Source organism: Paraburkholderia sp. (assembly GCF_024281035.1).
GTDB lineage: Bacteria > Pseudomonadota > Gammaproteobacteria > Burkholderiales > Burkholderiaceae > Paraburkholderia.
The window spans coordinates 13,364-37,987 of sequence record NZ_JAMXLH010000051.1; the positions used below are offsets into that span (position 1 = coordinate 13,364).

Annotated in this window: 17 protein-coding genes, 3 pseudogenes and 1 riboswitch; of the genes and pseudogenes, 17 read left to right on the top strand and 3 right to left on the bottom strand. The window is 65.5% G+C overall.

The features are described from left to right. The first annotated feature begins 198 nt into the window (after window positions 1-198). The 8 genes and pseudogenes from pilM to ugpQ all read left to right on the top strand — a co-directional run bounded on the left by pilM (window position 199) and on the right by ugpQ (window position 8,269). Complete coding sequence (gene pilM / locus Q0L30_RS17605; protein WP_296659080.1) at window positions 199-1,197, top strand: pilus assembly protein PilM; 999 nt, start codon at window positions 199-201, stop codon at window positions 1,195-1,197. Beyond that, the gene (locus tag Q0L30_RS17610) at window positions 1,194-1,853 is read left to right on the top strand and encodes a hypothetical protein (protein WP_296659047.1); all 660 of its coding nucleotides are present in this window, start codon (window positions 1,194-1,196) and stop codon (window positions 1,851-1,853) included. The genes pilM and Q0L30_RS17610 overlap by 4 nt, the downstream gene beginning before the upstream one ends. Beyond that, window positions 1,850-2,725 carry a hypothetical protein gene (locus Q0L30_RS17615; protein WP_296659049.1) on the top strand — a complete coding sequence of 292 codons (876 nt, stop codon included), beginning with the start codon at window positions 1,850-1,852 and terminating at the stop codon, window positions 2,723-2,725. Before Q0L30_RS17610 ends, Q0L30_RS17615 begins: the two co-directional genes overlap by 4 nt. A gap of 14 nt (window positions 2,726-2,739) precedes the next feature. After that, window positions 2,740-4,392, top strand: a complete 1,653-nt coding sequence (locus Q0L30_RS17620; protein ID WP_296659082.1) for a type IV pilus secretin PilQ — start codon at window positions 2,740-2,742, stop codon at window positions 4,390-4,392. A gap of 190 nt (window positions 4,393-4,582) precedes the next feature. Further along, the gene (locus tag Q0L30_RS17625) at window positions 4,583-5,113 is read left to right on the top strand and encodes a shikimate kinase (RefSeq protein ID WP_296659085.1); all 531 of its coding nucleotides are present in this window, start codon (window positions 4,583-4,585) and stop codon (window positions 5,111-5,113) included. Beyond that, entirely contained in the window at window positions 5,106-6,197 is a 1,092-nt protein-coding gene (gene aroB, locus Q0L30_RS17630) for a 3-dehydroquinate synthase (protein ID WP_296659052.1), read from the top strand. The genes Q0L30_RS17625 and aroB overlap by 8 nt, the downstream gene beginning before the upstream one ends. A 105-nt stretch (window positions 6,198-6,302) precedes the next feature. Then, window positions 6,303-7,430: pseudogene (locus tag Q0L30_RS17635) on the top strand (deoxyguanosinetriphosphate triphosphohydrolase); the annotation flags it as partial. Window positions 7,431-7,513: 83 nt separating this feature from the next. Then, complete coding sequence (ugpQ, locus tag Q0L30_RS17640) at window positions 7,514-8,269, top strand: glycerophosphodiester phosphodiesterase (RefSeq protein WP_296659054.1); 756 nt, start codon at window positions 7,514-7,516, stop codon at window positions 8,267-8,269. Between the two features lie 30 nt (window positions 8,270-8,299). Here the strand turns inward: ugpQ and Q0L30_RS17645 are convergent, their stop codons facing one another. Then, on the bottom strand, window positions 8,300-8,686 hold the full coding sequence (locus Q0L30_RS17645; protein ID WP_296659057.1) for a YqjD family protein: 387 nt from the start codon (window positions 8,684-8,686) through the stop codon (window positions 8,300-8,302). 335 nt (window positions 8,687-9,021) lie between these two features. Beyond that, window positions 9,022-9,783: an OmpW family outer membrane protein gene (locus Q0L30_RS17650; protein WP_296659059.1), complete on the bottom strand. Its 762-nt coding sequence runs from the start codon at window positions 9,781-9,783 to the stop codon at window positions 9,022-9,024. A 188-nt stretch (window positions 9,784-9,971) separates the two neighbouring features. Here Q0L30_RS17650 and Q0L30_RS17655 point away from each other — a divergent pair. The 4 genes and pseudogenes from Q0L30_RS17655 to thpR form a co-directional block, all read left to right on the top strand. After that, window positions 9,972-10,661 (top strand): annotated as a pseudogene (locus tag Q0L30_RS17655) (transposase); the annotation flags it as partial. Between the two features lie 585 nt (window positions 10,662-11,246). Continuing rightward, window positions 11,247-15,944, top strand: coding sequence for a glutamate synthase-related protein (locus Q0L30_RS17660; protein WP_296659061.1), 4,698 nt, complete (start codon window positions 11,247-11,249; stop codon window positions 15,942-15,944). A gap of 103 nt (window positions 15,945-16,047) precedes the next feature. After that, window positions 16,048-17,514: a glutamate synthase subunit beta gene (locus Q0L30_RS17665; RefSeq protein WP_296659064.1), complete on the top strand. Its 1,467-nt coding sequence runs from the start codon at window positions 16,048-16,050 to the stop codon at window positions 17,512-17,514. A 358-nt stretch (window positions 17,515-17,872) separates the two neighbouring features. Then, entirely contained in the window at window positions 17,873-18,427 is a 555-nt protein-coding gene (gene thpR / locus Q0L30_RS17670) for an RNA 2',3'-cyclic phosphodiesterase (protein WP_296659066.1), read from the top strand. A 12-nt stretch (window positions 18,428-18,439) separates the two neighbouring features. Here thpR and Q0L30_RS17675 read toward each other — a convergent pair whose 3' ends face one another. Beyond that, complete coding sequence (locus Q0L30_RS17675) at window positions 18,440-20,191, bottom strand: ABC transporter ATP-binding protein/permease (RefSeq protein WP_296659069.1); 1,752 nt, start codon at window positions 20,189-20,191, stop codon at window positions 18,440-18,442. 383 nt (window positions 20,192-20,574) lie between these two features. Further along, window positions 20,575-20,679, top strand: a riboswitch (TPP riboswitch). A 269-nt stretch (window positions 20,680-20,948) separates the two neighbouring features. Between Q0L30_RS17675 and Q0L30_RS17680 the strand changes: the two genes are divergently transcribed. The 5 genes and pseudogenes from Q0L30_RS17680 to Q0L30_RS17700 form a co-directional block, all read left to right on the top strand. Continuing rightward, entirely contained in the window at window positions 20,949-22,091 is a 1,143-nt protein-coding gene (locus tag Q0L30_RS17680; protein WP_296659071.1) for an FAD-dependent oxidoreductase, read from the top strand. A 62-nt stretch (window positions 22,092-22,153) separates the two neighbouring features. Then, a complete protein-coding gene (thiS, locus tag Q0L30_RS17685; RefSeq protein ID WP_296659073.1) occupies window positions 22,154-22,351 on the top strand; it encodes a sulfur carrier protein ThiS in 198 nt (65 codons plus the stop codon). 89 nt (window positions 22,352-22,440) lie between these two features. Beyond that, window positions 22,441-23,256, top strand: a complete 816-nt coding sequence (locus Q0L30_RS17690; protein ID WP_296659076.1) for a thiazole synthase — start codon at window positions 22,441-22,443, stop codon at window positions 23,254-23,256. Beyond that, window positions 23,256-24,356, top strand: a complete 1,101-nt coding sequence (gene thiE / locus Q0L30_RS17695) for a thiamine phosphate synthase (RefSeq protein ID WP_296659078.1) — start codon at window positions 23,256-23,258, stop codon at window positions 24,354-24,356. The genes Q0L30_RS17690 and thiE overlap by 1 nt, the downstream gene beginning before the upstream one ends. Before the next feature lie 167 nt (window positions 24,357-24,523). After that, window positions 24,524-24,624 (top strand): annotated as a pseudogene (locus tag Q0L30_RS17700) (ABC transporter ATP-binding protein); the annotation flags it as partial.

The following is a 24,624-nucleotide window of genomic DNA, read 5'->3' on the forward strand; positions in this document are numbered from 1 at the left end:
TTCTAAATGCTTACGCAGGCGGTGCGGGACGCGACGAGCACATATCTGCACTGTAGACGCCGCTTTCGCGTGTGAACAGGACGCAAACCGAGGTTTGGCCGTTCGGACGAGTATTCGCGCGTGCCGCCGATTCGCACAATGTTCCTTACTGCACGCTTTCGAATGGTTCGTGGCGTGCAACGCAAAAGAGGGATTGCGATGGGCCTCATGAAGCCGGTTTTGTTGGGTGCACGCCGTTTTGCAGCAGGTATCGACGTGGCGGCGCGCGGAGTCACGCTGGCGGTGCTGAGCCGGCGTCTGTTCGGCTCGGCGCCGGTGCGCCTCGAGTGTCTCGCCAGCGCGCCGTTGCCGCGCGAGGCGATGGCAGGTGTCGAGATCGTCGACCGGGCTGCGGTGGTCGAGGCGCTGCGCGGCGTGTTCGGCGAGCTGCCGCGCCAGTGCGTGGGCGTGCCGATGCGCTGCGCGATGGCGCTGCCCGCAAGCGCGACACTCGTGGCCACGGTGCCGCTCGCGCGGCTCTCACCGGCTGCGAGCGGTGTCGACGCTTCGCAGATATATGCCGAACTCGAACCGCTCGTGCTGGCGCAGGCCGAGCGCATGGCAGGCGTCGAGCGGCACGAACTCGCGGTCGACTGGCGCGTGACACAGCCGGGCAGTGGGTCGCCTCGTGAGATCGAAGGCGGAACGCAAGTGACGATTGCCGCGGCGGCACGCGCGCATCTGGAAGCCCGTATCGAATGCGCGGCCATGGCCGGCATCGCATTGTCCGCAGTGGACGACGAAGCGCACGCGGCATTGCGTGCGATGCGCTATGCAGCCGGCTTCGAGTTGCAGCCGCATGAGCGGTATCTGGCGCTATGGATCGGCGCGGAGGGCATACGCGGCTGGGCCATGGTCGACGATTCGATCATGCGCGAGATGCGCTTTCCCGCGCTGGAGCACGCTGATCTTGTCGAAGCGTTGCGCGATCTCACGCAGGGCGAACAGGCGAGCTGCGCGCTCGTGGCGGGCGACATCGGCATGTTGCGCGGCGTGCATTTCACGCTTGCGGATATTGGCGAGGTACTCGGTTGCCCTGTGTTGCCGTTCGAGTGCGCTGCGCTCGCCGATTCCGAGCGGCCGCTTCCCATGCTCCTGGCGCACGATCCGTCGTGCGCGGTCGCATTCGGCCTTGCGTTGCGCGGGGTGAGCGAATGAAGCCAATTTTCAAGGAGACGGCGAGCGCGCGAGTCGGCTTCAATCTGCTGCCGTGGCGGCGGCGCGAGATACAGAGGTTACGTCGCCGTCGCCTGATCGAGTGGGGCGCGGCGCTCATGTTGGGGTGCGCCTTGTCGGCCCCGCTGATGGGTTGGCAGATGTGGCAGCGCAGTCGCGTCGAAGCGCATCGCCTTGTCGTTGAGCAGTCGATGGCGCCATTGCTGGCGCCGTATGCCGAAGCGCAGCACCTCGCCAGCGAAGCCGCGGCGCGGCAGATCACCGAGCGACTGACTGAACAGCGCGGCAAGCCGCTGACACGCATGGTTGCGCTGCTCGACGCACTGGGAAGTGCGGGAACGGCTGGCGTCGTGCTGCACCAGATCGAGCATCGCGGCGACGAAACCCATCTGCATGCCGCGCTCGCCAGCGAGAACGTCATCGCCGATTGGCTCAAGCGTCTGCGCCAGGTGCCTGATGTCGAGTCAGTGAACGTGCGTGAATTCAAGCGCACGCAGCAGGCCGGGAATGCGAAGCAACGAACGAGCATCGACGATGATCCGATTCGCGTGATCACCCGGCTCGCGTGGTACGGCACCGCGGCCCCGGCACAATCAACGGAAAGCACCTCGCAAACGAAAGTGAGGAATCCGGAATGAGCGGCGTGCTGACGACGCATCACGATTTATCGGCATACACGGGCCTCGCGGCGTTGCGCGACTGGATGCGTTTGCACGCGTGGAGCGTGCGGCGGCGAACGGGTGTCGCGGCTGTGCTCGCGCTTATGGCGGCGTTGAGCGCCGGTGTCGCCTGTGTCGCCGTGGATTTCGTGGGCGTGCGGGCGGCCCGAAGCGAGCTGCACGAAGCCGAACATACGCTGGCCGACGCGCAGCGCGCCGTTGCACGCTTGCCGGTGCTCAAGCTGTCGCGCAGGCAAGCAGGATCGGATGTGACGTACGGCAATCGCAAGGGCTCGGCAGCCGACGAGTTGAGGCGAATTTCCGGGTTGACGTCGCATGCCGGGCTGGCCCTGTCAACGCTGGAGCCTTCCGGTTCGGGGGGCGCCGGCGCGGAAAGTTTCCAGGCAATGAAACTCGTCGCGCAAGGAAGCTTCTCGCAAGTGCGAGCGTTTCTCGCCGGACTCTCGGTTCAGCCGGAGCTTGTCGTGCCGGACGAACTCACGATCAAGCGCCACGGTGAGCGTCTTTCTGTTGCCGCGACGTTGCAGGTATTCGACGGTCTGCCGCCCGTGCAATCCGGCACAACAGGCAGTGTCTCGGACCGAGCGACATTCGATCCCTTTGCGAACAGCGTCGCAGATGTCACGGGCAACGGCGCGCTGCGGCTGACCGGCGTGCTTCAGGACCGCATGGGCCGTATCGCGCTCATCGAATCCGCATCCGGCACAAACGCCGTGCAGGTCGGGCAGATGTTCGAGGGTGCTCGCGTCGAACGGATCGAGACATCGCGTGTGATCCTCACCTCGGGTGGGACGACTCAGACACTGACCTGGGCCGAGGAGATGAAGTGAAGGCCGTGCGTGCGATGGTGTTGATGTTCTGTGGCGCTTGCTTTGCGGCTGATGCGATTTCCGCCGTGCCGCTTCCGCAGCCGGTGTCGTCACTGGACGCGGGGGCGGCGGTTGAACGCCACGTCGTTGCGCCGCTGCCTGCGCCGGGCGATTCACGCGATGCGTCGGGATGGACGGCGAATCCGTTTGTGCCGGAGGGCGACGGCGAAACTGCACGTGCCGCCTCGTTGAGCGAGGCATCTGAAACGCCGGGCAATTCGCAGACGGCGCCGCATGCCACAGCACCGGATGCAAACAGTGGTGCAGCCCGGGCGACGACGCAACTCGAAGGTCCGCCGGTGCCGTTACGCGCTCCGCAGCGGCTCGGCGATCCCGCACGAACAGACGACGGCCTTCCGCCCGATCGCCCGATCACGCTGAATTTTCAGCGCGCAGAGCTTTCCGCCGTGCTGAATACATTTGCGGCATTCACGAAGCTGAATATCGTTGCGAGCGAGCGTGTGCGCGGCCAGGTAACGCTGCGGCTGGACCGCGTGCCGTGGCGCACCGCGTTCGATCTGCTGCTGAAGGCGAACGGCCTCGCAATGGAACGCGCGGGCGACGTGATCTGGGTCGCGCCAGCCGCTGAACTCGCAGCGCGCGAGCGGCAGCGCTTCGAGGCGCACGCACGGGCTGCGGAACTCGAACCGCTGGCGAGCCGTGCGTTCGAGCTGCACTACGCACGCGCCGAGGATCTGCGGCGCCTGCTGACCGGCTCGGGCGCGCAGCGCGCGCTGTCGAAACGCGGTGCGGCAGTGGCGGATGCACGCACCAACCTGCTGTTCGTGACGGATCTGCCCGCGCGCCTCGACCAGATCGCCGAACTGATCCTGATGCTCGACGCGCCTGCGCGTCAGGTGCTGATCGAAGCGCGCATCGTCGAGGGCGACGAGGGGCTCTCGCGCGAACTCGGGGTACGCCTCGGCGTGACGCCGGCCAATGCGGATGGCGGCGCGAACAGCAGCGTGAACGGCACCACGCAGGCCACCACGCAGGCCACTACGCAGGCCACCGCGCACGGCGTGCAAGGCGGGAAGGACGGCACGGCCTACGACCTCTCCGCAGGTCCGCTTGCGGGCTTCGACGCCGCGCAACTCGGCCTGTCGCTGCTCGCGGCGCGCGCGACACGTCTGCTCGACATCCAGTTGAGCGCACTCGAAGCCGAAGGGCGTGGGAGAGTCGTATCGAGTCCGCGCGTCGTGACCGCCGATCGCACGCGCGCCGTCGTCGAGCAGGGCACCGAGTTGCCGTATCAGGCGAAGGTCGGGCAGGGCGTCTCGGGCGTGCAGTTTCGCCGCGCAAGCCTGAAACTGGAGGTCGAACCGCGAATTACGCCGGACGGCCGCGTCATCCTCGACCTCGATATCGCGAAGGACAGCGTCGGTGAGCAGACCGCTGCGGGGCCTGCGATCAACACAAAGCACGTTCAGACGCGAGTCGAAATCGAGGACGGCGGCACGGTGTCGATTGGCGGGATCGATGCGACCGGCGACAGGGATGATGTGACGCGCGTGCCGCTCCTGGGCAAAATACCCATCCTGGGCGCGCTTTTTTCGCACCGCGCACATCGCGGCCAGCGCAGCGAGCTTGTGGTGTTCATTACGCCGCGCGTCATTGAAGCTGATTGACCCGGCGAATTGACCCCGACGGATTGATCCGGCGAACTGACCCCAGCGAATTAGCCCCAGCGAATTGGCCCCAGTTACGAGCCGCAGGCTCGACAACTCCGCAGCTTTGCCAGTAAGCTGCGGCACCAACCCTATCGAGGAAACGCAGCAAGTGCGGGATGCAAACGCCAATGTTTTTTTTGTCGGGCTCATGGGCGCCGGTAAGACGACCGTGGGCCGGGCAGTCGCGCGCCGGCTGGGGCGGCCGTTTTTCGACTCCGACCATGAGATCGAGGCACGCACCGGTGCGCGCATTCCCGTGATCTTCGAACTGGAAGGCGAAGCGGGCTTTCGCGAGCGCGAAGCCCAGGTGATCGACGAACTGACTGCCCGAGAGGACATCGTACTGGCGACCGGCGGCGGCGCAGTGCTGCGGCCCGAGAACCGCTCGGCGCTCAAGGAACGCGGCTTCGTCGTCTATCTGCGCGCGAATCCACACGACCTGTGGCTGCGTACGCGACGCGACAAGAACCGCCCGCTCCTGCAGACCGAAGATCCCAAAGCGCGGCTCGAAGCGCTCTATGAAGTCCGCGATCCGCTTTACCGCGAAATCGCCGACTTCGTGATCGAAACCGGCCGGCCTTCCGTCAACGGGCTCGTCAACATGGTGCTGATGCAGCTCGACATGGCTGGCGTCATCCGAACCCCGGCGCGCCCAGGGCGCGTCAGCGATAATGGCTAGCATGATTACTGTCAACGTCGAACTGGGCGAGCGCGCCTACCCCATCCATATCGGTGCCGGCCTGATCGGCCAGACGGCGCTGTTTGCGCCGCATATCGCAGGCCAGTCGGTGACGATCGTGACGAACACCGTCGTCGATCCGCTGTATGGCGACGCGCTGCGCAACGCGCTTGCGCCGCTCGGCAAGGACGTCCATACCGTCGTGCTGCCCGATGGCGAGGTGCACAAGAACTGGGAGACGCTCAACCAGATTTTCGACGCGCTCCTCACCTCGCGCGCCGACCGTAAAACGACGCTGATCGCGCTCGGCGGCGGCGTGACCGGCGACATGACCGGGTTTGCCGCTGCGTGCTACATGCGCGGCGTGCCGTTCATCCAGGTCCCGACCACGCTGCTTTCGCAGGTCGATTCGTCGGTGGGCGGCAAGACGGGGATCAATCACCCGCTCGGCAAGAACATGATCGGCGCCTTTTATCAGCCGCAGGCCGTGATCGCCGACATCGCCGCGCTGCGTACGCTCCCGGCGCGTGAGCTGGCGGCGGGTATCGCCGAAGTGATCAAGACGGGCGCGATTGCCGATGCCGGGTTCTTCGACTGGATCGAAAACAACGTCGATGCCCTGAACCGGTGCGAACCGGAGGCGCTCGTTCACGCGGTGAAGCGCTCGTGCGAGATCAAGGCGTCGGTGGTGGCTGCCGACGAGCGCGAAGGCGGCCTGCGCGCGATTCTCAATTTCGGCCACACGTTCGGCCACGCGATCGAGGCGGGCCTCGGCTACGGCGAATGGCTGCACGGCGAAGCGGTCGGTTGCGGCATGGCGATGGCGGCGGACCTGTCGGTGCGGCTCGGTCATCTGGACGAAGCTTCGCGTGCGCGCCTCGTGCGCGTGATCGACGCGGCGAAGCTGCCCGTGCGCGCGCCCGCGCTGGGTGCTGCGCGCTATGTCGAACTGATGCAGGTCGACAAGAAGGCCGAGGGCGGCGCGATCAAGTTCATCCTGCTGAAACGCTTCGGCGACACGCTGATCACCCGCGCACCGGACGAAGCCGTTCAGGCCACACTCGCTGCCACGACGGTGGACTGAGCGCCGCCGGTCTGCCCACTCTTGCGGAGAACCCTGGTGAGCGACACTCGCAACGACACTTCAAACGGTCCGGCCGACGTCGCGTACGCGTCGCGGGTCGCCATGCTGGAGGCAGGCCTTGCGCCGTACGCCGCGCACGCGTCACAGTCGCGTGGACGGCGCTATCCCGAGCCGCCGCCCGCCGCACGCAGCGAGTTCCAGCGCGATCGCGACCGCATCGTTCATTCCACGGCGTTTCGGCGGCTCGAATACAAGACCCAGGTGTTCGTGAACCATGAGGGCGATCTCTTTCGCACGCGGCTCACGCACAGCATCGAAGTTGCACAGATCGCCCGTTCGATTGCGCGCAACCTGCGCGTGAACGAGGATCTCGTCGAGGCGATCTCGCTTGCGCACGACCTTGGGCATACGCCGTTCGGCCATGCGGGGCAGGACGCGCTCAACGACTGCATGCGCGGCCACGGCGGCTTCGAACACAACCTGCAGAGCCTCGCCGTGGTCGACGAACTCGAAGAGCATTACGGTGCGTTCAACGGTCTGAACCTCTGCTTCGAGACGCGCGAGGGCATTCTCAAGCACTGCTCGCGCGAGAATGCGCGGCGGCTCGGCGATCTCGGCGAGCGTTTCCTGCATGGGCGTCAGCCGTCGATCGAGGCGCAGATTGCCAACATCGCCGACGAAGTCGCCTATAACAATCACGACGTCGACGACGGTCTGCGCTCGGGCCTGATCACGATCGAGCAACTGGCCGAAGTGGAGCTCTGGCAGACGCACTACGAGGCCGCGCGCGGCGATTTCCCGCAAATCGAGGGACGCCGGCTGATCCACGAGACCGTGCGGCGCGTGATCAACACGCTGATCGTCGATCTCATCGAGCAGACGAGCCGCAATCTGGCTAAATACACACCGCAGTCGCTCGACGAGGTGCGCGCCGCGCCGCCGCTCGTCGCGCACAGCGAGAGCGTCGCAGTGCAGGCAACCGCGCTCAAGCGCTTCCTGTACGCAAACCTCTATCGCCACTATCGCGTGATGCGCATGGCGAACAAGGCGCAGCGCGTGGTGAAAGGGCTGTTCGAAGCGTTTTCCGACGATCCGCGCCTCTTGCCGCCCGATTACCAGTCGCCCGAAACAGAGGCGCAGCCGCGCCTGATCGCGCATTACATCGCCGGCATGACCGACCGGTATGCGCTGAAGGAGTATCGGCGGCTCTTCGTCGTCCCGGAGGAAGTCTGACGGCTTCCGATGTCGATTGATGCTGGCCGCTGGTGTTGTCAGATGCGGTCGTCAGATTCGCGAGCCCATGCGATGCCCATCCTATGAAACCTTGGCCGTATCCGCGCGTTTGCGCGCACCGTGGCGGCGGTACGCTCGCGCCTGAGAACACGCTCGCAGCCATGCGCACCGGCGCGCGACTCGGCCACCACATGGTCGAGTTCGACGCGAAACTCTCCGCCGACGACATCGTCTTCCTCTTGCACGACGACACCGTCGATCGCACGACGAACGGACATGGCGCGGCAGCGCGGCTGAGCTACGCCGAAATGTCGGCGCTCGATGCCGGAAACTGGCGCGGTGCGGAATTCACAGGCGAGCAGATGCCGACGCTCGCGCAGATTGCTGCGTACTGCCGTGAAGCGGGGCTCGCCGCGAATGTGGAGATCAAGCCATGCCCGCGGCGCGAGATCGAGACGGGTCGCGTCGTGGCGGCAGAGGCCGCGCAGTTGTGGGCGGGCGCGATGCCGCCGCCGTTGCTGTCGTCGTTTTCATTCGAGGCGCTTGCGGCTGCGCGCGACGCCGCGCCGGACCTGCCGCGCGGCCTGCTGTTCGAGCATGTGCCGGGCGACTGGCGCGAGCGGTGTCGCGACCTGGGTTGCGTCTCGCTGCATGCGAGCCACCGGCATCTGGATGAAGCGCTCGTTGCCCGTATCAAGGCTGCGGGCCTGTACATCCTCGCCTATACGGTGAACGACCTCGAGCGTGCGCGGTGTCTCGCGCGTTGGGGCGTCGATACGATCTGCACGGACCGCATCGATCTGATCGGCCCGCACGCGCTCGACGACCGAAAAGTCTGAATCGTCTGAATGGTCCGAACCGGCGACCCGTCAACCGTCCTGGCGGCCACGCGCGATCAACGCACCCACGATCAACGCCAGACCGCCCGCAATGGCAATCGACTGCCAGGGATTGCGGTGCACGTAGTCATCGGCGTGGCTGATGGCTTCGTCGGCCCGCTCGCGCGCCGCGGTGCGCGCCACTTCCAGGCGTTCGCGCGCTGCATCGAGACGCTTGCGTACATCCTCGCGCAGCGCCGCGGCATCGGCCTGGGTGCCCTCGCCAAGTGTTGTTTCCAGTTCGGCGAGCAAGTCGCGCAGCTCGTCGGCGATGTCGGCCGCCGCATTGCGGCTGCGGCGCGCGATGCGGCGCGCGTGGCGGCCCGTCTTGTTCCAGGACTCCCCAATTGCATTTCGCGTATTTGGGAATGCGCTCATGAATCGCTCCGTTGTTGAAAACGCAGGGTCAATGACTGGCTGTGTCCACGAAAAAACTGGACGCGGGAGTTCGAAAGTATTGCGCAATTCCTGTGCCCGCCGCGCGAGCGTGCTCATGCGGTCCGGTCGCGTGCGCGCGGCAGACAGCGTTCTTCGGCTTAGTGTGTAATTGGTGATTACGGGGACAGCACGGTTTTTCTCAGAGGCATAGAATCAGAGAAAACCTGCACGATTGTGGTGACAAACCGGTGGGAGGGAGGAGGCGCCTCCGCCGGGGCGCCGCAAGTGCGGGGGCGGAGGGCTCGCGGATCAGGCGGCTGCTGAGGCAGCGGCGCCTAGAATGCGTAACCGACCTTGAGGTAGGTAACGATCGGGTTCAGGTGAATCTTGGCTTCGGAGCGGACGTGGACGCCCGTTCGGGTGGTGGTGTCGAGCTTGGCGGTCACGTTGACCGGGATGTACGACAGCGAGAAGCCCGCGAACCAGTGCTTCGTGAAGTTGTAGTTGAAGCCCGCGCTAAAGACAGGTGCCCAGGAATTGGTTGTCGTAACGCTGGTTTGAACGCCCGGGCTCGGTGTGACGCCATAAGGAGCAAGGGCTTGCGTACCCGCGTACCCAATGGCGCCGGTCAAGTTGTTGTTCGTGATCTTGTCGCCCGTGAACCAGGTGTACGTGGCGCCGAGGCCGAGATACGGGCGGAACTTCGAATCGGCCTTGTTGAAGTAGTACTTGAGCAGCAATGCCGGAGCCCAGAGGCGCGCCTCGCCGATCTTGCCGAACGAGGAGAGCGAGCCTGAACCTGAGAGGTCGAATTTCGGCGGAATGCCAAGTTCTGCTTCAGCGGCGATGTTGTCGGTGATGAAGTAGCCGAGGCTCAAGCCGGCCGTGTCGGCGTTGCCGACGCTGGCGCCCGAGCCGGGAATGGCTGCGTTGACGGGAAAGCCGGCAACGCTGTCGATTTTGAGCGGGTCACTGGAGTCCTGCGGTGCGAAATGGAACCACCCGGTCGTGACGTAAAGCGTGTGAGCTGATTGTGCGTGCACTGCCGACACAGCGGCGAGCGCGGCGATACCTGCCAGCGCCTGTTTTAATTTCATTTAGGTTCTCCTCCATTAAAGGCTCGCACATTATGAACAAAAGGCTTCCATCAGACCATATGCGCCCACTAGAAGCATCTCCCTAAGCGCCGCGAGGTTTCCGCCGAAGCCGCACCACGGCGCGACGAGCGTCCGTGCAGCCTGGCGGGTCTGCGGGTATTCACCAACGGACAAATGGAAAATCGAGCATGGCACGGCTTGCACGTCTTTATGTTCCTGATCAGCCGCAGCACGTGATCCTTCGCGGGCTCGACCAACAGCCTGCATTTGTCGATGAACAGGATTACGAGCTTTTCATCGATTGCCTGAAAGCGGCGGCGCGCGATCATCATCTGGCGGTTCACGCGTGGGTATTGATGCCCGGCGCGGTGCAACTGCTCGTCACCCCATCCGACGAATCGAGTCTGCCGAAGGCAATGCAGGCGGTCGGCCGGCGCTACGTGGCGCATTTCAACCGGCGCTACGCGCGACGCGGCACGTTGTGGGAAGGCCGCTACCGCGCAACGGTAATCGAGGGCGAGCGCTATTTCCTGCTGGCGAGCCGCGTCGTCGAACTGGCGCCGGTGCGCAACCATCTCGTCGCGATTCCTGAGGACTACAGGTGGTCGAGCTACCGGCATCACATCGGACTCACCGTCGACAGCCTCATCACCGATCACCCGCTCTACTGGGCACTCGGCAATACGCCGTTCGAGCGTCAGCGCACCTATCGAGAGTTGTGCGAACAAACGCTCGATGAACGCGAGACCTCCCAGCTGATGCAGGCGACCCTCAAGGGCTGGGTGCTCGGCAGCGATACCTATCGCGACTGGGCGTCACGCTCGGCGAACCGGCGTGTGTCGCCGCTGCCGCGCGGGCGGCCGCGCAAGGTGCGCGAGGCGCCGCTTCCGGCTGCAGGCGCGCCGGCGGCCGCAGCTGCATCGCCGCTGCCTGGACAATCGGGGGCGCATCATGCGCCGTCTTCGACCGGTCCGGGTTCGAGCGCATCGGGCGGTCACCCCGGCGGTGATGCAGGGGCGCATCCAGGCGGACATCAGGGTGCGCATTCGGACGGTCCGACCGGCCAGTCGAGCGGGACGGCGGCATCGGGTAGCGGCAGCGCGACGAGTTCATCGCCCGCTCACGAGGAGCGAAAACCGGGCGCCGGGCCACACTGATCGGCTTCAGGATCAAGGAGTTATGCGAGAAACGGCATCTTCGGATGCCGTTTTCTTTGGCTTGATTTCACTGTGTCCCCAATAAAATGGTGCACGTATGCACCATCTCGATAATTGGGGTTCGACCAAGCGGTTTTATTTGCATGCCCTTGATTCGTCGCGTATATTCGCCTTTCGGCTCTCCTCGGCGCACGACGCGGGAAGCCCGCATCGCCCGCGCAACGCCGTACCGCGGTCACGCAAGCGGCGGGAAACTAAAAGACGGAATCAACGGCCAGCCATTGGCCATTCTTGGACGGTGTCCCCATGAACGATCACCAGCAGCGCGCCGCGGTGCCCGCCGCGCAAGGTCTCTATGACCCGCAAAACGAACACGACGCATGCGGCGTCGGCTTCGTCGCCCATATCAAGGGCAAGAAGAGCCACGAAATCATTCAGCAAGGGCTGAAGATTCTCGAGAACCTCGACCATCGGGGCGCCGTCGGCGCCGATCCGCTCATGGGCGACGGCGCGGGCATCCTGATCCAGATTCCGGACGCCTTCTATCGCGAAGAGATGGCCAAGCAAGGCGTGACGCTGCCGCCGGCTGGCGAATACGGCGTCGGCATGATCTTCCTGCCGAAGGAACATGCTTCGCGCCTCGCGTGCGAACAGGAACTCGAGCGCACGGTGCGCGCCGAAGGCCAGGTGGTGCTCGGCTGGCGCGACGTGCCGGTCGACCATGCGATGCCGATCTCGCCCACGGTCAAGGCGAGCGAGCCGCTGATCCGCCAGATCTTCATCGGCCGCGGCAAGGACGTGATGGTCACGGACGCGCTCGAACGCAAGCTCTACGTGATCCGCAAGACCGCGAGCCACCGCATCCAGGCGCTCAAACTCAAGCACGGCAAGGAATACTTCGTGCCGTCGTGCTCGGCGCGCACGGTCGTCTACAAGGGCCTGCTGCTGGCGGGCCAGGTCGGCGTGTACTACCGCGACCTGCAAGACGAGCGCGTCGTCTCGGCGCTGGCGCTCGTGCACCAGCGCTTCTCGACGAACACCTTCCCGGCGTGGGAACTCGCCCACCCGTACCGCATGATTGCCCACAACGGCGAAATCAACACCGTGAAGGGCAACGTGAACTGGCTGAACGCGCGGACCGGCGCGATCGCCTCGCACGTGCTCGGCGACGACCTGCCGAAGCTCTGGCCGCTGATCTATCCGGGCCAGTCGGATACGGCATCGTTCGACAACTGTCTCGAACTGCTCGTGATGGCGGGCTATCCGCTCGTGCACGCGGTCATGATGATGATTCCCGAAGCGTGGGAGCAACACACGCTGATGGACGAGAACCGCCGCGCGTTCTACGAATACCATGCCGCGATGATGGAGCCGTGGGACGGCCCCGCCGCGATCGCCTTCACGGACGGCCGTCAGATCGGCGCGACGCTCGACCGTAACGGCCTGCGTCCGGCGCGCTACATCGTCACCGACGACGAACTCGTCATCATGGCGTCCGAAGCGGGCACGCTGCCGATCCCCGAATCGAAGATCGTCAAGAAGTGGCGTCTGCAGCCGGGCAAGATGTTCCTGATCGACATGGAGCACGGCCGCATCATCGACGACAAGGAACTCAAGGACAACCTGGCGAACGCCAAGCCGTACAAGAGCTGGATCGACGCCGTGCGCATCAAGCTCGACGAAATCGAGCCGAAGGCCGAAGACGTCGCGACCGCGCGCGCCGAAGCCACGCTGCTCGACCGTCAGCAGGCGTTCGCCTATTCGCAGGAAGACATCAAGTTCCTGCTGGCGCCGATGGCGATGGCCGGTGAAGAGGCAATCGGCTCGATGGGCAACGACTCGCCGCTGGCGGTCATGTCCAACAAGAACAAGACGCTCTATCACTACTTCAAGCAGCTCTTCGCGCAGGTCACGAACCCGCCGATCGACCCGATCCGCGAGAACATGGTGATGTCGCTCGTGTCGTTCATCGGCCCGAAGCCGAATCTGCTCGACACCAACAACATCAACCCGCCGATGCGTCTCGAAGTGTCGCAGCCGGTGCTCGACTTCAAGGACATCGCGAAGATCCGCGCGATCGAGCAGTACACGGGCGGCAAGTTCAGCTCCTACGAACTGAACATCTGCTATCCGGTCGCCTGGGGCAAGGAAGGCATCGAAGCGCGTCTCGCCTCGCTGTGTGCGGAAGCCGTCGATGCGGTCAAGCTCGGCTACAACATTCTGATCGTCTCGGACCGCCGCACGGACCGCGACAACGTCGCGATTCCGGCGCTGCTCGCCACCTCCGCGATCCACACGCACCTCGTGTCGCAAGGCCTGCGCACGAGCACGGGTCTCGTCGTGGAAACGGGCTCGGCGCGCGAGACGCACCACTTCGCCCTGCTCGCGGGCTACGGCGCCGAAGCCGTGCACCCGTACCTCGCGATGGAAACGCTCGCGCAGTTGGCCAGCAGCCAGAAGGGCGACCTGTCGCCGGAGAAGGCGGTCTACAACTTCACGAAGGCGGTCGGCAAGGGCCTGCAGAAGGTCATGTCGAAGATGGGCATTTCGACGTACATGTCGTACACGGGCGCGCAAATCTTCGAAGCGATCGGCCTCGCGGAAGAGCTCGTCGGCAAGTATTTCAAGGGCACGGCGTCGAAGGTCGGCGGCATCGGCCTCTTCGAAGTCGCGGACGAAGCGATTCGCCTGCATCGCGACGCTTACGGCGGCAGCCCGGTCCTCGCGAACATGCTCGATGCGGGCGGCGAGTACGCCTACCGCGTGCGCGGCGAGGACCACATGTGGACGCCGGATGCGATCGCCAAGCTCCAGCACTCGGCGCGCAGCAACTCGTACCAGACGTACAAGGAATACGCGCACCTCATCAACGACCAGACGAAGCGTCACATGACGTTCCGCGGCCTGTTCGAATTCCGCATCGATCCGATGCGCGCGATCTCCATCGACGACGTCGAACCGGCGAAGGAAATCGTCAAGCGCTTCGCCACCGGCGCGATGTCGCTCGGCTCGATTTCGACCGAAGCGCACGCCACGCTCGCCATCGCGATGAACCGCATCGGCGGCAAGTCGAACACGGGCGAGGGCGGCGAAGACGAGAACCGCTATCGCAACGAACTGCGCGGCATTCCGATCAAGGAAGGCGACACGCTGCAATCCGTGATCGGCAAGGAAGTCGTGAGGGACATCGCGCTCAAGGACGGCGATTCGCTGCGCTCGAAGATCAAGCAGGTCGCGTCGGGCCGCTTCGGCGTGACGGCGGAGTACCTTGCTTCGGCGGACCAGATCCAGATCAAGATGGCGCAGGGCGCAAAGCCTGGCGAAGGCGGCCAGCTGCCGGGCCACAAGGTTTCGGAGTACATCGGCAAGCTGCGTTACTCGGTGCCGGGCGTGGGCCTCATCTCGCCGCCGCCGCACCACGACATCTACTCGATCGAAGACCTCGCACAGCTCATTCACGATCTGAAGAACGTGAATCCGTCGTCGTCGATCTCGGTGAAGCTCGTGTCGGAAGTGGGCGTGGGCACGGTGGCCGCGGGCGTGGCGAAGGCGAAGGCCGATCACGTCGTGATCGCCGGTCATGACGGCGGCACGGGCGCGTCGCCGCTCTCGTCGATCAAGCACGCCGGCTCGCCGTGGGAACTCGGCCTCGCCGAAACCCAGCAGACGCTCGTGCTCAACCAGCTTCGCGGCCGCATTCGCGTGCAGGCCGACGGCCAGATGAAGACGGGCCGCGACGTCGCAATCGCCGCGCTGCTCGGCGCGGACGAATTCGGCTTCGCGACGGCGCCGCTCGTCGTCGAAGGCTGCATCATGATGCGCAAGTGCCATCTGAACACCTGCCCGGTCGGCGTCGCGACGCAAGATCCGGTGCTGCGCTCGAAGTTCTCGGGCCAGCCCGAGCACGTCGTCAACTTCTTCTTCTTCGTGGCTGAAGAAGTGCGCGAAATCATGGCGCAGCTCGGCATCCGCAAGTTCGACGACCTCATCGGCCGTGCGGACCTGCTCGACACGCGCCGCGGCATCGAGCACTGGAAGGCGAGGGGTCTCGACTTCTCGCGCGTGTTCTACCAGCCGCAAGTGGGCGCCGAAGTCGCGCGTCTGCACGTCGAGTCGCAGGATCACGGCCTCTCTCGCGCGCTCGACCATACGCTGATCGAAAAGGCGCGGGCCGCAATCGAGAATGGCGAGCACGTCTCGTTCATTCAGCCGGTGCGCAACGTGAACCGTACGGTTGGCGCGATGCTCTCGGGCGTGGTCGCGAAGAAGTACGGCCACGACGGCCTCGCCGACGACGCGATCCACATCCAGTTCAAGGGCACGGCGGGCCAGAGCTTCGGCGCGTTCCTCGCGAAGGGCATCACGCTGGACCTCGTCGGCGACGGCAACGACTACGTCGGCAAGGGCCTCTCGGGCGGTCGCATCATCATCCGTCCGACCAACGATTTCCGCGGCAAGTCCGAAGAAAACATCATCTGCGGCAACACGGTGATGTACGGCGCGATCGAGGGTGAAGCCTTCCTGCGCGGCGTCGCGGGCGAGCGCTTCTGCGTGCGCAACTCGGGTGCGACGGCGGTCGTCGAGGGCACGGGCGATCACGGCTGCGAATACATGACGGGCGGCACCGTCGCCGTGCTCGGCGAGACGGGCCGCAACTTCGCGGCCGGCATGTCGGGCGGCGTCGCATTCGTCTACGACCCGGACGGCGCGTTCGCAGGCAAGTGCAACCGCTCGATGGTCACGCTCGATCCGGTGCTGCAGCAGGCCGAGCAGGAGCGCACCGTGGACCGCGCGCTGTGGCACACGGGCCAGACCGACGAGGCGCTGCTCAAGGGGCTCGTCGAGCGTCACTTCCAGTTCACCGGCTCGCCGCGTGCGAAGGTGCTGCTGGAAAACTGGGACGCGTCGCGCCGGCACTTCGTGAAGGTGTTCCCGACGGAATACAAGCGCGCACTGGCCGAGATCGGCGCGAAGAAGGCGAGCCAGGAAGTGCTCGCCGCCTGACGGCACGACGTAAAGACGAAGGGGCGCCCGCCGCGCAGCGCATGCAGTGCATGAAGCGCGGGCGCCGATCCCCTCACCGAATTCATGGATAGACGAGAGCCAAATGGGTAAGGTAACCGGTTTTCTCGAGTACGAGCGCCAGCATGAGGCGTACGAAGCACCGCTCACGCGGGTGAAGCACTACAAGGAGTTCGTGGCCGCGCTGTCCGATGCGGATGCGAAGATCCAGGGCGCGCGTTGCATGGACTGCGGCATTCCGTTTTGCAACAACGGCTGCCCGGTCAACAACATCATCCCGGACTTCAACGACCTGGTGTACCGCCAGGACTGGAAGTCGGCGATCGAAGTGCTGCACTCGACGAACAACTTCCCCGAGTTCACGGGCCGCATCTGCCCGGCGCCGTGCGAAGCGGCGTGCACGCTCAACATCAACAAGGAGCCGGTCGGCATCAAGTCGATCGAGCACGCGATCATCGATAAAGCCTGGGCCGAAGGCTGGGTCACGACGCAGATCGCGAAGCACAAGACCGGCAAGAAGGTTGCCGTCGTCGGCTCGGGCCCCGCGGGCCTCGCTGCCGCGCAGCAACTCGCGCGCGCCGGGCACGACGTGACGGTGTTCGAAAAGAACGACCGCATCGGCGGCCTGCTGCGCTACGGCATCCCCGATTTCAAGCTGGAGAAGTGGCAGATCGACCGCCGCATGCGCCAGATGGAAGCCGAGGGCGTGACGTTCCGCACCAACGTGTTCATCGGCAAGGGCGAGCTGCCGGCATACATCGGCAACACGGCGCGCGAAACCATCACGCCGGACGACCTGAAGGAACAGTTCGATGCCGTGGTGATCGCGGGCGGCGCGGAAACGCCGCGCGATCTGCCGGTGCCGGGCCGTGAGCTGCAGGGCGTCCACTACGCGATGGATTTTCTGCCGCAGCAGAACAAGGTCAACGCGGGCGACAAGCTCGCCGGTCAGCTTTTGGCGAAGGGCAAGCACGTTGTCGTGATCGGCGGCGGCGATACGGGTTCCGACTGCGTCGGCACCTCGAACCGCCACGGCGCGAAGAGCGTGACGCAGTTCGAACTGCTGCCGCAGCCGCCCGAGGCGGAGAACAAGCCGCTCGTGTGGCCGTACTGGCCGGTCAAGCTGCGCACCTCGTCGTCGCACGAGGAAGGCTGCCAGCGCGACTGGTCGATTGCGACGAAGCGCTTCGAGGGCAAGAACGGCAAGGTCGAGAAGCTGGTCGCCGCGCGCGTCGAATGGAAGGACGGCAAGATGGTCGAAGTGCCGGATTCCGAGTTCGAAATGAAGGCCGACCTCGTGCTGCTCGCGATGGGCTTCACGCAGCCGGTGTCGCAGGTGCTCGCAGCGTTCGGCGTCGACAAGGACCCGCGCGGCAACGTGCGCGCCTCGACCGAAGGCGAGAAGGCTTACTACACGTCCGTCGACAAGGTGTTCGCCGCAGGCGACATGCGTCGTGGCCAGTCGCTCGTCGTCTGGGCGATTCGTGAAGGCCGTCAGTGTGCGCGTTCGGTCGACGCGTTCCTGATGGGCAGCTCGGAGTTGCCGCGTTAATTTGTCTGTTGGCGTGACGTCAGCGTGACGTCATCGCGCCGAATACGAGCCGTACCCGCGTCGTACCACGAAGCCGGGCACCAGCTTTGCATGGGACCAGAGTAAGCGCCAAAGCGCTAACTCCGGTCGACATGCGAGGAGGGTGGCCCGGCTTCTTCCGCTTCTTCCTTTGCGCGCACGATCCGGATGCCCGGCAAGCGCCGCGCAATGCATGGTTCGCCAGCCATTGGCCGCCGACGCGCTACCATGACGCGAACCGCACCCGAACCGCGCCCGAACCGCGCCCGAACCGCACCCGAACCGCACCCGAACCGCACCCGAACCGCGCCCGAACCGCGCGACCGATACCGCTCCGACCATGTCAGAAGCCTCGAACAGCGATCCGTGGAAGCGCTGCTTCATCGCTCTCACGCCCGACGCGCCCTCGCGCGACGCACTCGCCGTGCTCGCCGTTCCGCCCAACGCACGGCGCGTGCCATATGCGCAATTGCACCTGACTGTCGCGTTCATCGGGATGTTGGGAAAAGAGCAGGGCGAAACGCTGGCGCACCGCCTGCAGGAGCACGCCGTCTCGATTCCGCCCACGCCGGTCACGAAGATCGAGTGCTGGCCGAACCGTGTGCGTCCCCGTCTGATGGTCGCCGTGCTGGCGATGTCCGATGCGTTCGTCGCGCTCGACTGGCGCGTGCGCTCCTTGATGTTCGACGTGGGTTTGCCGCTCGACGCACGCGCGTTCCGCCCGCACGTCACGATTGCGCGCTTTACGCGCGATGCGGCGTCGGCGACGCTCGCGTGCGATGCGCAGGCGCTGCCGCCGCTGCGCTTCACGTCTCTTGTGCTCTATTCGAGTACGCTCGCCCGCCAGGGCGCGCGCTACGAAGCGCTGGCGAGCGTGGCGCTCGCCAGCGCGTGAACCCGTCCACCCTTATGCGGCGATCCGCTCTTCGGGCATGCGCGCGATGTCGAGTGTTTCGTCGTGGAAGGAAGCCAGCGACTCGCGATGCGCGACGCTCACGATGGCCGCTTTCGGCAGGCGATCGTTGAAGAGCTTGTAGAGGCGGCTTTCGTTGTCGGGGTCGAGCGCGCTCGTCGCTTCGTCGAGGAACAGATAGTCGGGCTTGTGCAACAGCACGCGCGCGCCCGCAAGCCGCTGCTGCTCGCCCGGCGAGAGCACGCGCGTCCAGTGCGCCGATTCGCCCAGCCGATCCACGTAACTTTCGAGACGGCAGGCGCGCAGTGCTTCGCGGCAGTCGTCGTCGCTATAGGTGTCGGGGGCGGAAGGATACGTGAGCGCCGCCTTGAGCGTGCCGATCGGCAGATAGCTCTGCTGCGGGATGAACATCATGCGTGCGTCGACGGGCGCGTCGATCGAGCCCTCGCCGAACGGCCAGAGGCCTGCGAGCGCGCGCATCAGCGTGCTCTTGCCCGCGCCCGAGGGGCCGCGCACGAGCCAGCGCGAGCCCGGCTTGATGGCGACGTCGCGCACTTCGGAGAGCGTCTCGCCGTTGGGCAGTGCGAGCTTCAGGTTGTCGGTGGAGAGCGCGTTGGCGTCGACGAAATGCAGATTGATGCCGCCGTGCTCCGTGGCGGGCGAGATGGCTTCCTTCAGGCGCGGCGAGTGGACCACACGCCCGAATTCGCGCAGACGGTTGACGGTGGCGCGCCATTCGACCAACGTCGAATAACTGTTGATGAACCACGAGAACGAATCGCTCACGGTGCCGAATGCGCCGGCGATCTGGGTTACCACGCCGAACTCGATCGCACCGGCGAAATAACGGGGGGCCGCGACGACGAGCGGAAAGATGCCCGATACCTGGCCGTAGAAAGCCTGCACGAAAATGAGCCGCCGCGTGTACTTCATGACCAGCCACCAGTTATCGCGGATGTGCTGGAAGAGACCTTGCGCGTTCTTCCGCTCGACATCCATGCCGTGGTACAGCGCAATCTGCTCTGCGTTTTCACGCAGACGAATGAGACCGAAGCGGAAATCGGCTTCGACGCGCTGTTGCTGGTAGTTGATCGACACGAGCGGGTGATTCACTTTGTGCACGATAAACGAGCCGATGGCTGCATAGAGCGCGGCGATCCAGACCATGTAGCCCGGAATGCTGATCGGATGCCCGGCCAGCGTAAAAGAGACCGCGCCCGAAACGGTCCACAGGATGGTGATAAACGAGAAAAGCGTGACGACCGTGGAAAAGAGATCCAGCGTGAGCGAAAGCGTGGTGGTCGCGAAGGATTGCAGATCGTCGCTGATCCGCTGGTCGGGGTTGTCGGTGAGGCGGTCTCGCTCGATGCGGTAAAAGGTGCCTTCGCCAAGCCAGTCGCCGAGAAAACGCGTGGTGAGCCACTGACGCCACCGGAAGCTGAGCATCTGGGTCAGATAACGTTTGTAGACGGCGAGAATGATGTAAGCGAACGCGAGGCCCGTGAAGACGAGCAACAGATGCCAGAACTGTTTGGCCTGTTTGGCTTGCAGCGCGTTGAAGAAATCGCGGTTCCAGAAATTGAGCCGCACGTTGATCCACACGATGAGCAGATTCATCACGACGATCGCGACGAGCAGGCCCCAGGCGATCAAGCGTTCCTCGGACACCCAATAGGGCTTGATCAGGCGCCAGGCCGAGATCCGCTCATCCTGATCCGGCGTGTCGCGGGGAGAAAGGTTGGTCATGTATGTCCCGATGGGTGGTCCGGCCAGCAGCCGGTATGGGCCAGGCGTGCAGCGAGGCGCGCGGTGCAGCGATTCTGTCGGGGCGCGCTTAAGCGGAGCTTAATCGGAGATCGATTGCGAAGCTCATTGTCTCACTGGCACAGAGCGCCCGGCGTGTCGCGCTGTCAGAAGGCATTGTGCCAGAGCGCGTGCTCAGATCACCGTACGCGCTTGCACCAACCCGGCAGCGACCGGGCAGCAACCGGGCAGCAACCGGGCAGCAACCGGGCGCCGACCCGGCACTCACGCCGCGCCAATCAGGCGCCAATCCGGCACCAATCGCGCGGCGAAGGCCGTGCCCGTGCGGGTTTGCTGGGCTCGCGGCTTTTATGGTCTAATGGGCGCTGACGAAACAGGGGTGCTTTGCTGGCATGTCGCAGCGAGGCTGAGAGAGACCCTTTGCACCCGATCCGGGTAATACCGGCGAGGGAAGTTTCTGGAAGATCTAGCTGGAACCCGATCCAGCTCTCCGCCGGGCAAGCGCGGGACCCGCGTCCCATCTGTGCATCGCCTGTCCGGTCGGCCTTGCCAGCCGGTTTCGTCCTTGGGTACGTTCGTTGTTACCGTACGGAAAGGATGCAATGACCGCTTATTTCTCGATTCAATCAACCCGTCCTGCGTGCTTCGGCGTGTGCCTCGGCGCGTGCTTGAGTGTGTGCTCAGGCGCGCCGTGCAGCCTTGCGTTCGCGCGCGCCGGGTCGTCCATCAGGGTGCCGTCATGAACGACACTCGATCCACCTCCTCGATGCCCGATTTCGCCGTCCTCGGCGGTGGCCTGTGCGGGCGTCTCGTCGCGTGGCGCCTCGCGGGCGCGGGCCATCGCGTCGCGCTCTACGAGCGCGGCGGCGCCGACGGTTCCAACTCGGCGGCCTGGGTGGCCGCCGCGATGCTCGCGCCGCTCGCGGAGTCCGCCGTCGCCGAGCGGCTCGTCACCGAGCTGGGCGTCGCATCGCTCGAAACCTGGCCGCGCATCCTTGCGGAACTGCCCGAGCCCGTCTTCTTCCAGCGCAACGGCACGCTCGTCGTCTGGCATCGCGCCGATCGCACCGAAGCCCCGCTTTTCGAGCGCCACGTGCGCGCGAACGCGCCGCACTGGCTCGCCGACGAGCGCTTCATTGCGCTCGCGGGCGAGCAGCTCGACGCGGCGGAGCCCGCGCTCGCCGGGCGCTTTGGGCGCGGCTGGCTGCTGGCGGGCGACGGCCAGCTCGACAACCGCCAGGCGCTGCGCGCGCTGGCAGCGGGGCTTGCGCAGCGGGGCGTCGAGACGCACTGGAACACCGCAGTCGACGACGCCGATCCGCCGCGCGCACGCCTCACCATCGACACGCGCGGGCTGGGTGCGAAACCCGCGCTGCCCGCGTTACGCGGTATCCGCGGCGAGGTCGTGCGCGTCCACGCGCCCGGCATCGGGCTGACGCGGCCGGTGCGCCTGCTGCATCCGCGTTATCCGATCTACGTCGCGCCGAAGCAGAACGATGTCTACGTGATCGGCGCGACCGAGATCGAGGGCGAGGACCTGTCGCCGATGAGCGTGCGCTCCGCGCTCGAACTGCTGAGTGCTGCCTATGCAGTGCATCCGGCGTTCGGCGAGGCGCGCATTCTCGAACTCAACACGCAGTGCCGGCCGACCTTGCCCGATCACCTTCCCGCGCTGGTCTGGGACGGTGCGCGGACGTTGCGCGTGAACGGCCTCTACCGGCACGGCTTCATGATCGCGCCCGAAGTGGCCGACGAAGCGGTGCGGTGCGCGCAGGCGCTCATCGAGGGCCGCATTGCCGATGCCGATGCATTCGAGACACTGCGCCGCGGATCGCGCTGGAGTGCGATGCTGCACGTGAAGGACGCGCGCGAGCCCGATTGAGCGCAGATCGTCAGAAATACGGTCGGAAATACATTCAGCAATACACATTGAACAGAATCGACATGGACATAGACGTCAACCAGCAGCGGCTCACGCTGCCCGAAGGCGCGACGGTTGCCGACGCGCTCGTCGCGTATGGTGCGCGCCCGCCTTTTGCCGTGGCGGTCAACGGCGACTTCGTCGCGCGCGCGCAGCATGCCGCGCGCACGCTCCAGGCGGGCGACCGCATGGACGTCGTGAGCCCCGTCGCGGGCGGCTGACCGGGCGCTGAACACAGCCAGACACAGCGAAGCACATCGAAGCAGATCCAGACACATCCAATAAATCAGACTCCAGGAATCCCATCTCCATGACCACCACTCTTCCGAACTCCGACGCGCTCACGCTCTACGGCGAAACCTTCGCAAGCCGCGTGCTGCTCGGCACGTCGCGCTATCCGTCGCTGCAGTCGCTCTCCGATTCGATCGACGCCGCGCACCCCGGCATGGTCACCATCGCGCTGCGCCGCCAGTTGGCCAACGGCGCGGCCACCAACGGCTTCTTCGATCTGATGAAGCGCCACGGCGTGCCGCTCTTGCCGAATACGGCGGGCTGCTACACCGTCGAGGAGGCGGTGACCACCGCGCACATGGCACGCGAAATCTTCGAAACCGACTGGATCAAGCTCGAAGTGATCGGCGACGATTACACGCTGCAACCCGATCTGATCGGCTCGATCGAAGCGGCCTCGCGGCTCGTGCGTGACGGCTTCAAGGTGCTGCCGTATTGCACCGAAGACCTCGTGATGGGCCGCCGCCTGCTCGATGCGGGCTGCGAGGCGCTGATGCCGTGGGGCGCGCCGATCGGCACCGGCAAGGGCGTGATCAATCCGTACGGTCTGCGTGTGTTGCGCGAGCGCCTGCCGGACGTCCCGCTCATCGTCGATGCGGGGCTCGGCGTGCCGTCGCATGCGGCGCAGGTGATGGAGTGGGGTTTCGACGGCGTGCTGCTCAACACTGCGGTGTCGCAGGCCACGCATCCCGATGCGATGGCGCGCGCGTTCGCGCTCGGCGTCGAGGCGGGCCGCGCCGCGTATCTCGCCGGGCCGATGGCCGAGCGCGAGGCGGCGGTTGCGAGTACGCCGGTCGTCGGCATGCCGTTCTGGAACCAGGACGGAGGCAAGTGATGACCGAAACCTTGCGACTGCAGGCGCGCGAACTCTTCTGGCCGCCCGCCGACGGCCTGACCGCCACGACCGAGCGCATCCGCGCGCGCCTCGGCGACTGGCCGCCCACACACGCGCCGTGGCGCATCTGTCTCACGCCACCGGACGCGCCGAACGGCGGCGATCTGATCGTCGTGACCGACGCCGCGCCGCACCTGGCGAACATCGCGCGCTGGATGCTCGATGGCGCGGGCGTGATCGAAGCGGCGCCTGGCCGGGCGACGCTGCATCTCGGCGGCGAGCGCTACGCGCTCGAGGGCGAGCTGGCCGAAGACTGGATCCCCGCGCTGGCGGCGTTCCTCGACTGCGGTTTCGACCCGCACGATGCGCTCGTACTGGCGCTCGCCTGGCGTGACGGCGACGAAGCGCGCGAAGACGCCTGGCCCGTCGACTTCTCGCGCTTTCCGCGCGTGCCGGGATTGCCCGACGCGCCGGCGCAGGCTTTCGCGCCGTGCCCCGAAAGGCTCGGCATTTATCCGGTGCTGCCGACTGCCGACTGGGTCGAACGCGTGCTCGACTACGGCGCGAGGACCGTGCAATTGCGCAGCAAGCAGCCGAAGTCGCCTGAATTGGTGCGTGAAATAGAACGCTGTGTCGCGGCAGGGCGCAAGCACGCGGATGCCCGCGTGTTCATCAACGACCACTGGCGCGAGGCGCTGGCGGCCGGCGCCTATGGCGTGCACCTCGGCCAGGAGGATCTGCGCGATGCGGATCTCGGCGCGCTGGCGGCGGCTGGCGTGCGCCTGGGCCTGTCGACGCACGGTTACTACGAAATGCTGATCGCGGTGCATTTCCGCCCGAGCTATGTTGCGCTCGGCGCGGTATTCCCCACGACGACCAAGGTTATGCCGACCGCGCCGCAGGGCCTGGCGCGCCTTGCGCGCTACGTGAAGCTGCTGGACGGCGTCGTGCCGCTGGTGGCGATCGGCGGCATCGACGGCGCGGTGCTGCCGCAGGTGCTCGCGACCGGGGTGGGCAGCGCGGCGGTTGTGCGTGCGGTCACCGAGGCGGCCGATCCGGCTGTGGCCGTCGCTGCGCTGCAAAACGCGTTTACGCAATAATGCCCCTTCGACCGGACGGCTGAACTGCAGTTATGCGCCGCCGGTAAGGGGGGCCGGTTTGTGTTGTTTTGTGGTGACCGGCCGACGTTTGGGACAGGGTGCGTCACGGCTTTTTTTCCATGATGGCCCTATAATCCCGCCTTCGTGTAAATGGATTGTCAGCCTACGTGCCTTCACCCTCTGAGACCCTGTTGGAGCTGCGCGACGTCGATTTCGGCTATGGCGACCGGCTCGTCCTGTCTGGCCTGAATATGCGCTTTGGGCGCGG

Bases quoted from the DNA above. Each gene is read 5' to 3' on its own strand.
- Q0L30_RS17665 (WP_296659064.1), top strand. From the start codon at position 16,048: ATGGGTAAGGTAACCGGTTTTCTCGAGTACGAGCGCCAGCATGAGGCG.
- Q0L30_RS17610 (WP_296659047.1), top strand. From the start codon at position 1,194: ATGAAGCCAATTTTCAAGGAGACGGCGAGCGCGCGAGTCGGCTTCAAT.
- ugpQ (WP_296659054.1), top strand. From the start codon at position 7,514: ATGAAACCTTGGCCGTATCCGCGCGTTTGCGCGCACCGTGGCGGCGGT.
- Q0L30_RS17680 (WP_296659071.1), top strand. From the start codon at position 20,949: ATGAACGACACTCGATCCACCTCCTCGATGCCCGATTTCGCCGTCCTC.
- Q0L30_RS17675 (WP_296659069.1), bottom strand. From the start codon at position 20,191: ATGACCAACCTTTCTCCCCGCGACACGCCGGATCAGGATGAGCGGATC.
- Q0L30_RS17625 (WP_296659085.1), top strand. From the start codon at position 4,583: ATGGGCGCCGGTAAGACGACCGTGGGCCGGGCAGTCGCGCGCCGGCTG.
- Q0L30_RS17615 (WP_296659049.1), top strand. From the start codon at position 1,850: ATGAGCGGCGTGCTGACGACGCATCACGATTTATCGGCATACACGGGC.
- Q0L30_RS17620 (WP_296659082.1), top strand. From the start codon at position 2,740: ATGGTGTTGATGTTCTGTGGCGCTTGCTTTGCGGCTGATGCGATTTCC.
- Q0L30_RS17660 (WP_296659061.1), top strand. From the start codon at position 11,247: ATGAACGATCACCAGCAGCGCGCCGCGGTGCCCGCCGCGCAAGGTCTC.
- Q0L30_RS17690 (WP_296659076.1), top strand. From the start codon at position 22,441: ATGACCACCACTCTTCCGAACTCCGACGCGCTCACGCTCTACGGCGAA.
- thiE (WP_296659078.1), top strand. From the start codon at position 23,256: ATGACCGAAACCTTGCGACTGCAGGCGCGCGAACTCTTCTGGCCGCCC.
- Q0L30_RS17645 (WP_296659057.1), bottom strand. From the start codon at position 8,686: ATGAGCGCATTCCCAAATACGCGAAATGCAATTGGGGAGTCCTGGAAC.
- thpR (WP_296659066.1), top strand. From the start codon at position 17,873: ATGTCAGAAGCCTCGAACAGCGATCCGTGGAAGCGCTGCTTCATCGCT.
- pilM (WP_296659080.1), top strand. From the start codon at position 199: ATGGGCCTCATGAAGCCGGTTTTGTTGGGTGCACGCCGTTTTGCAGCA.
- thiS (WP_296659073.1), top strand. From the start codon at position 22,154: ATGGACATAGACGTCAACCAGCAGCGGCTCACGCTGCCCGAAGGCGCG.
- aroB (WP_296659052.1), top strand. From the start codon at position 5,106: ATGGCTAGCATGATTACTGTCAACGTCGAACTGGGCGAGCGCGCCTAC.
- Q0L30_RS17650 (WP_296659059.1), bottom strand. From the start codon at position 9,783: ATGAAATTAAAACAGGCGCTGGCAGGTATCGCCGCGCTCGCCGCTGTG.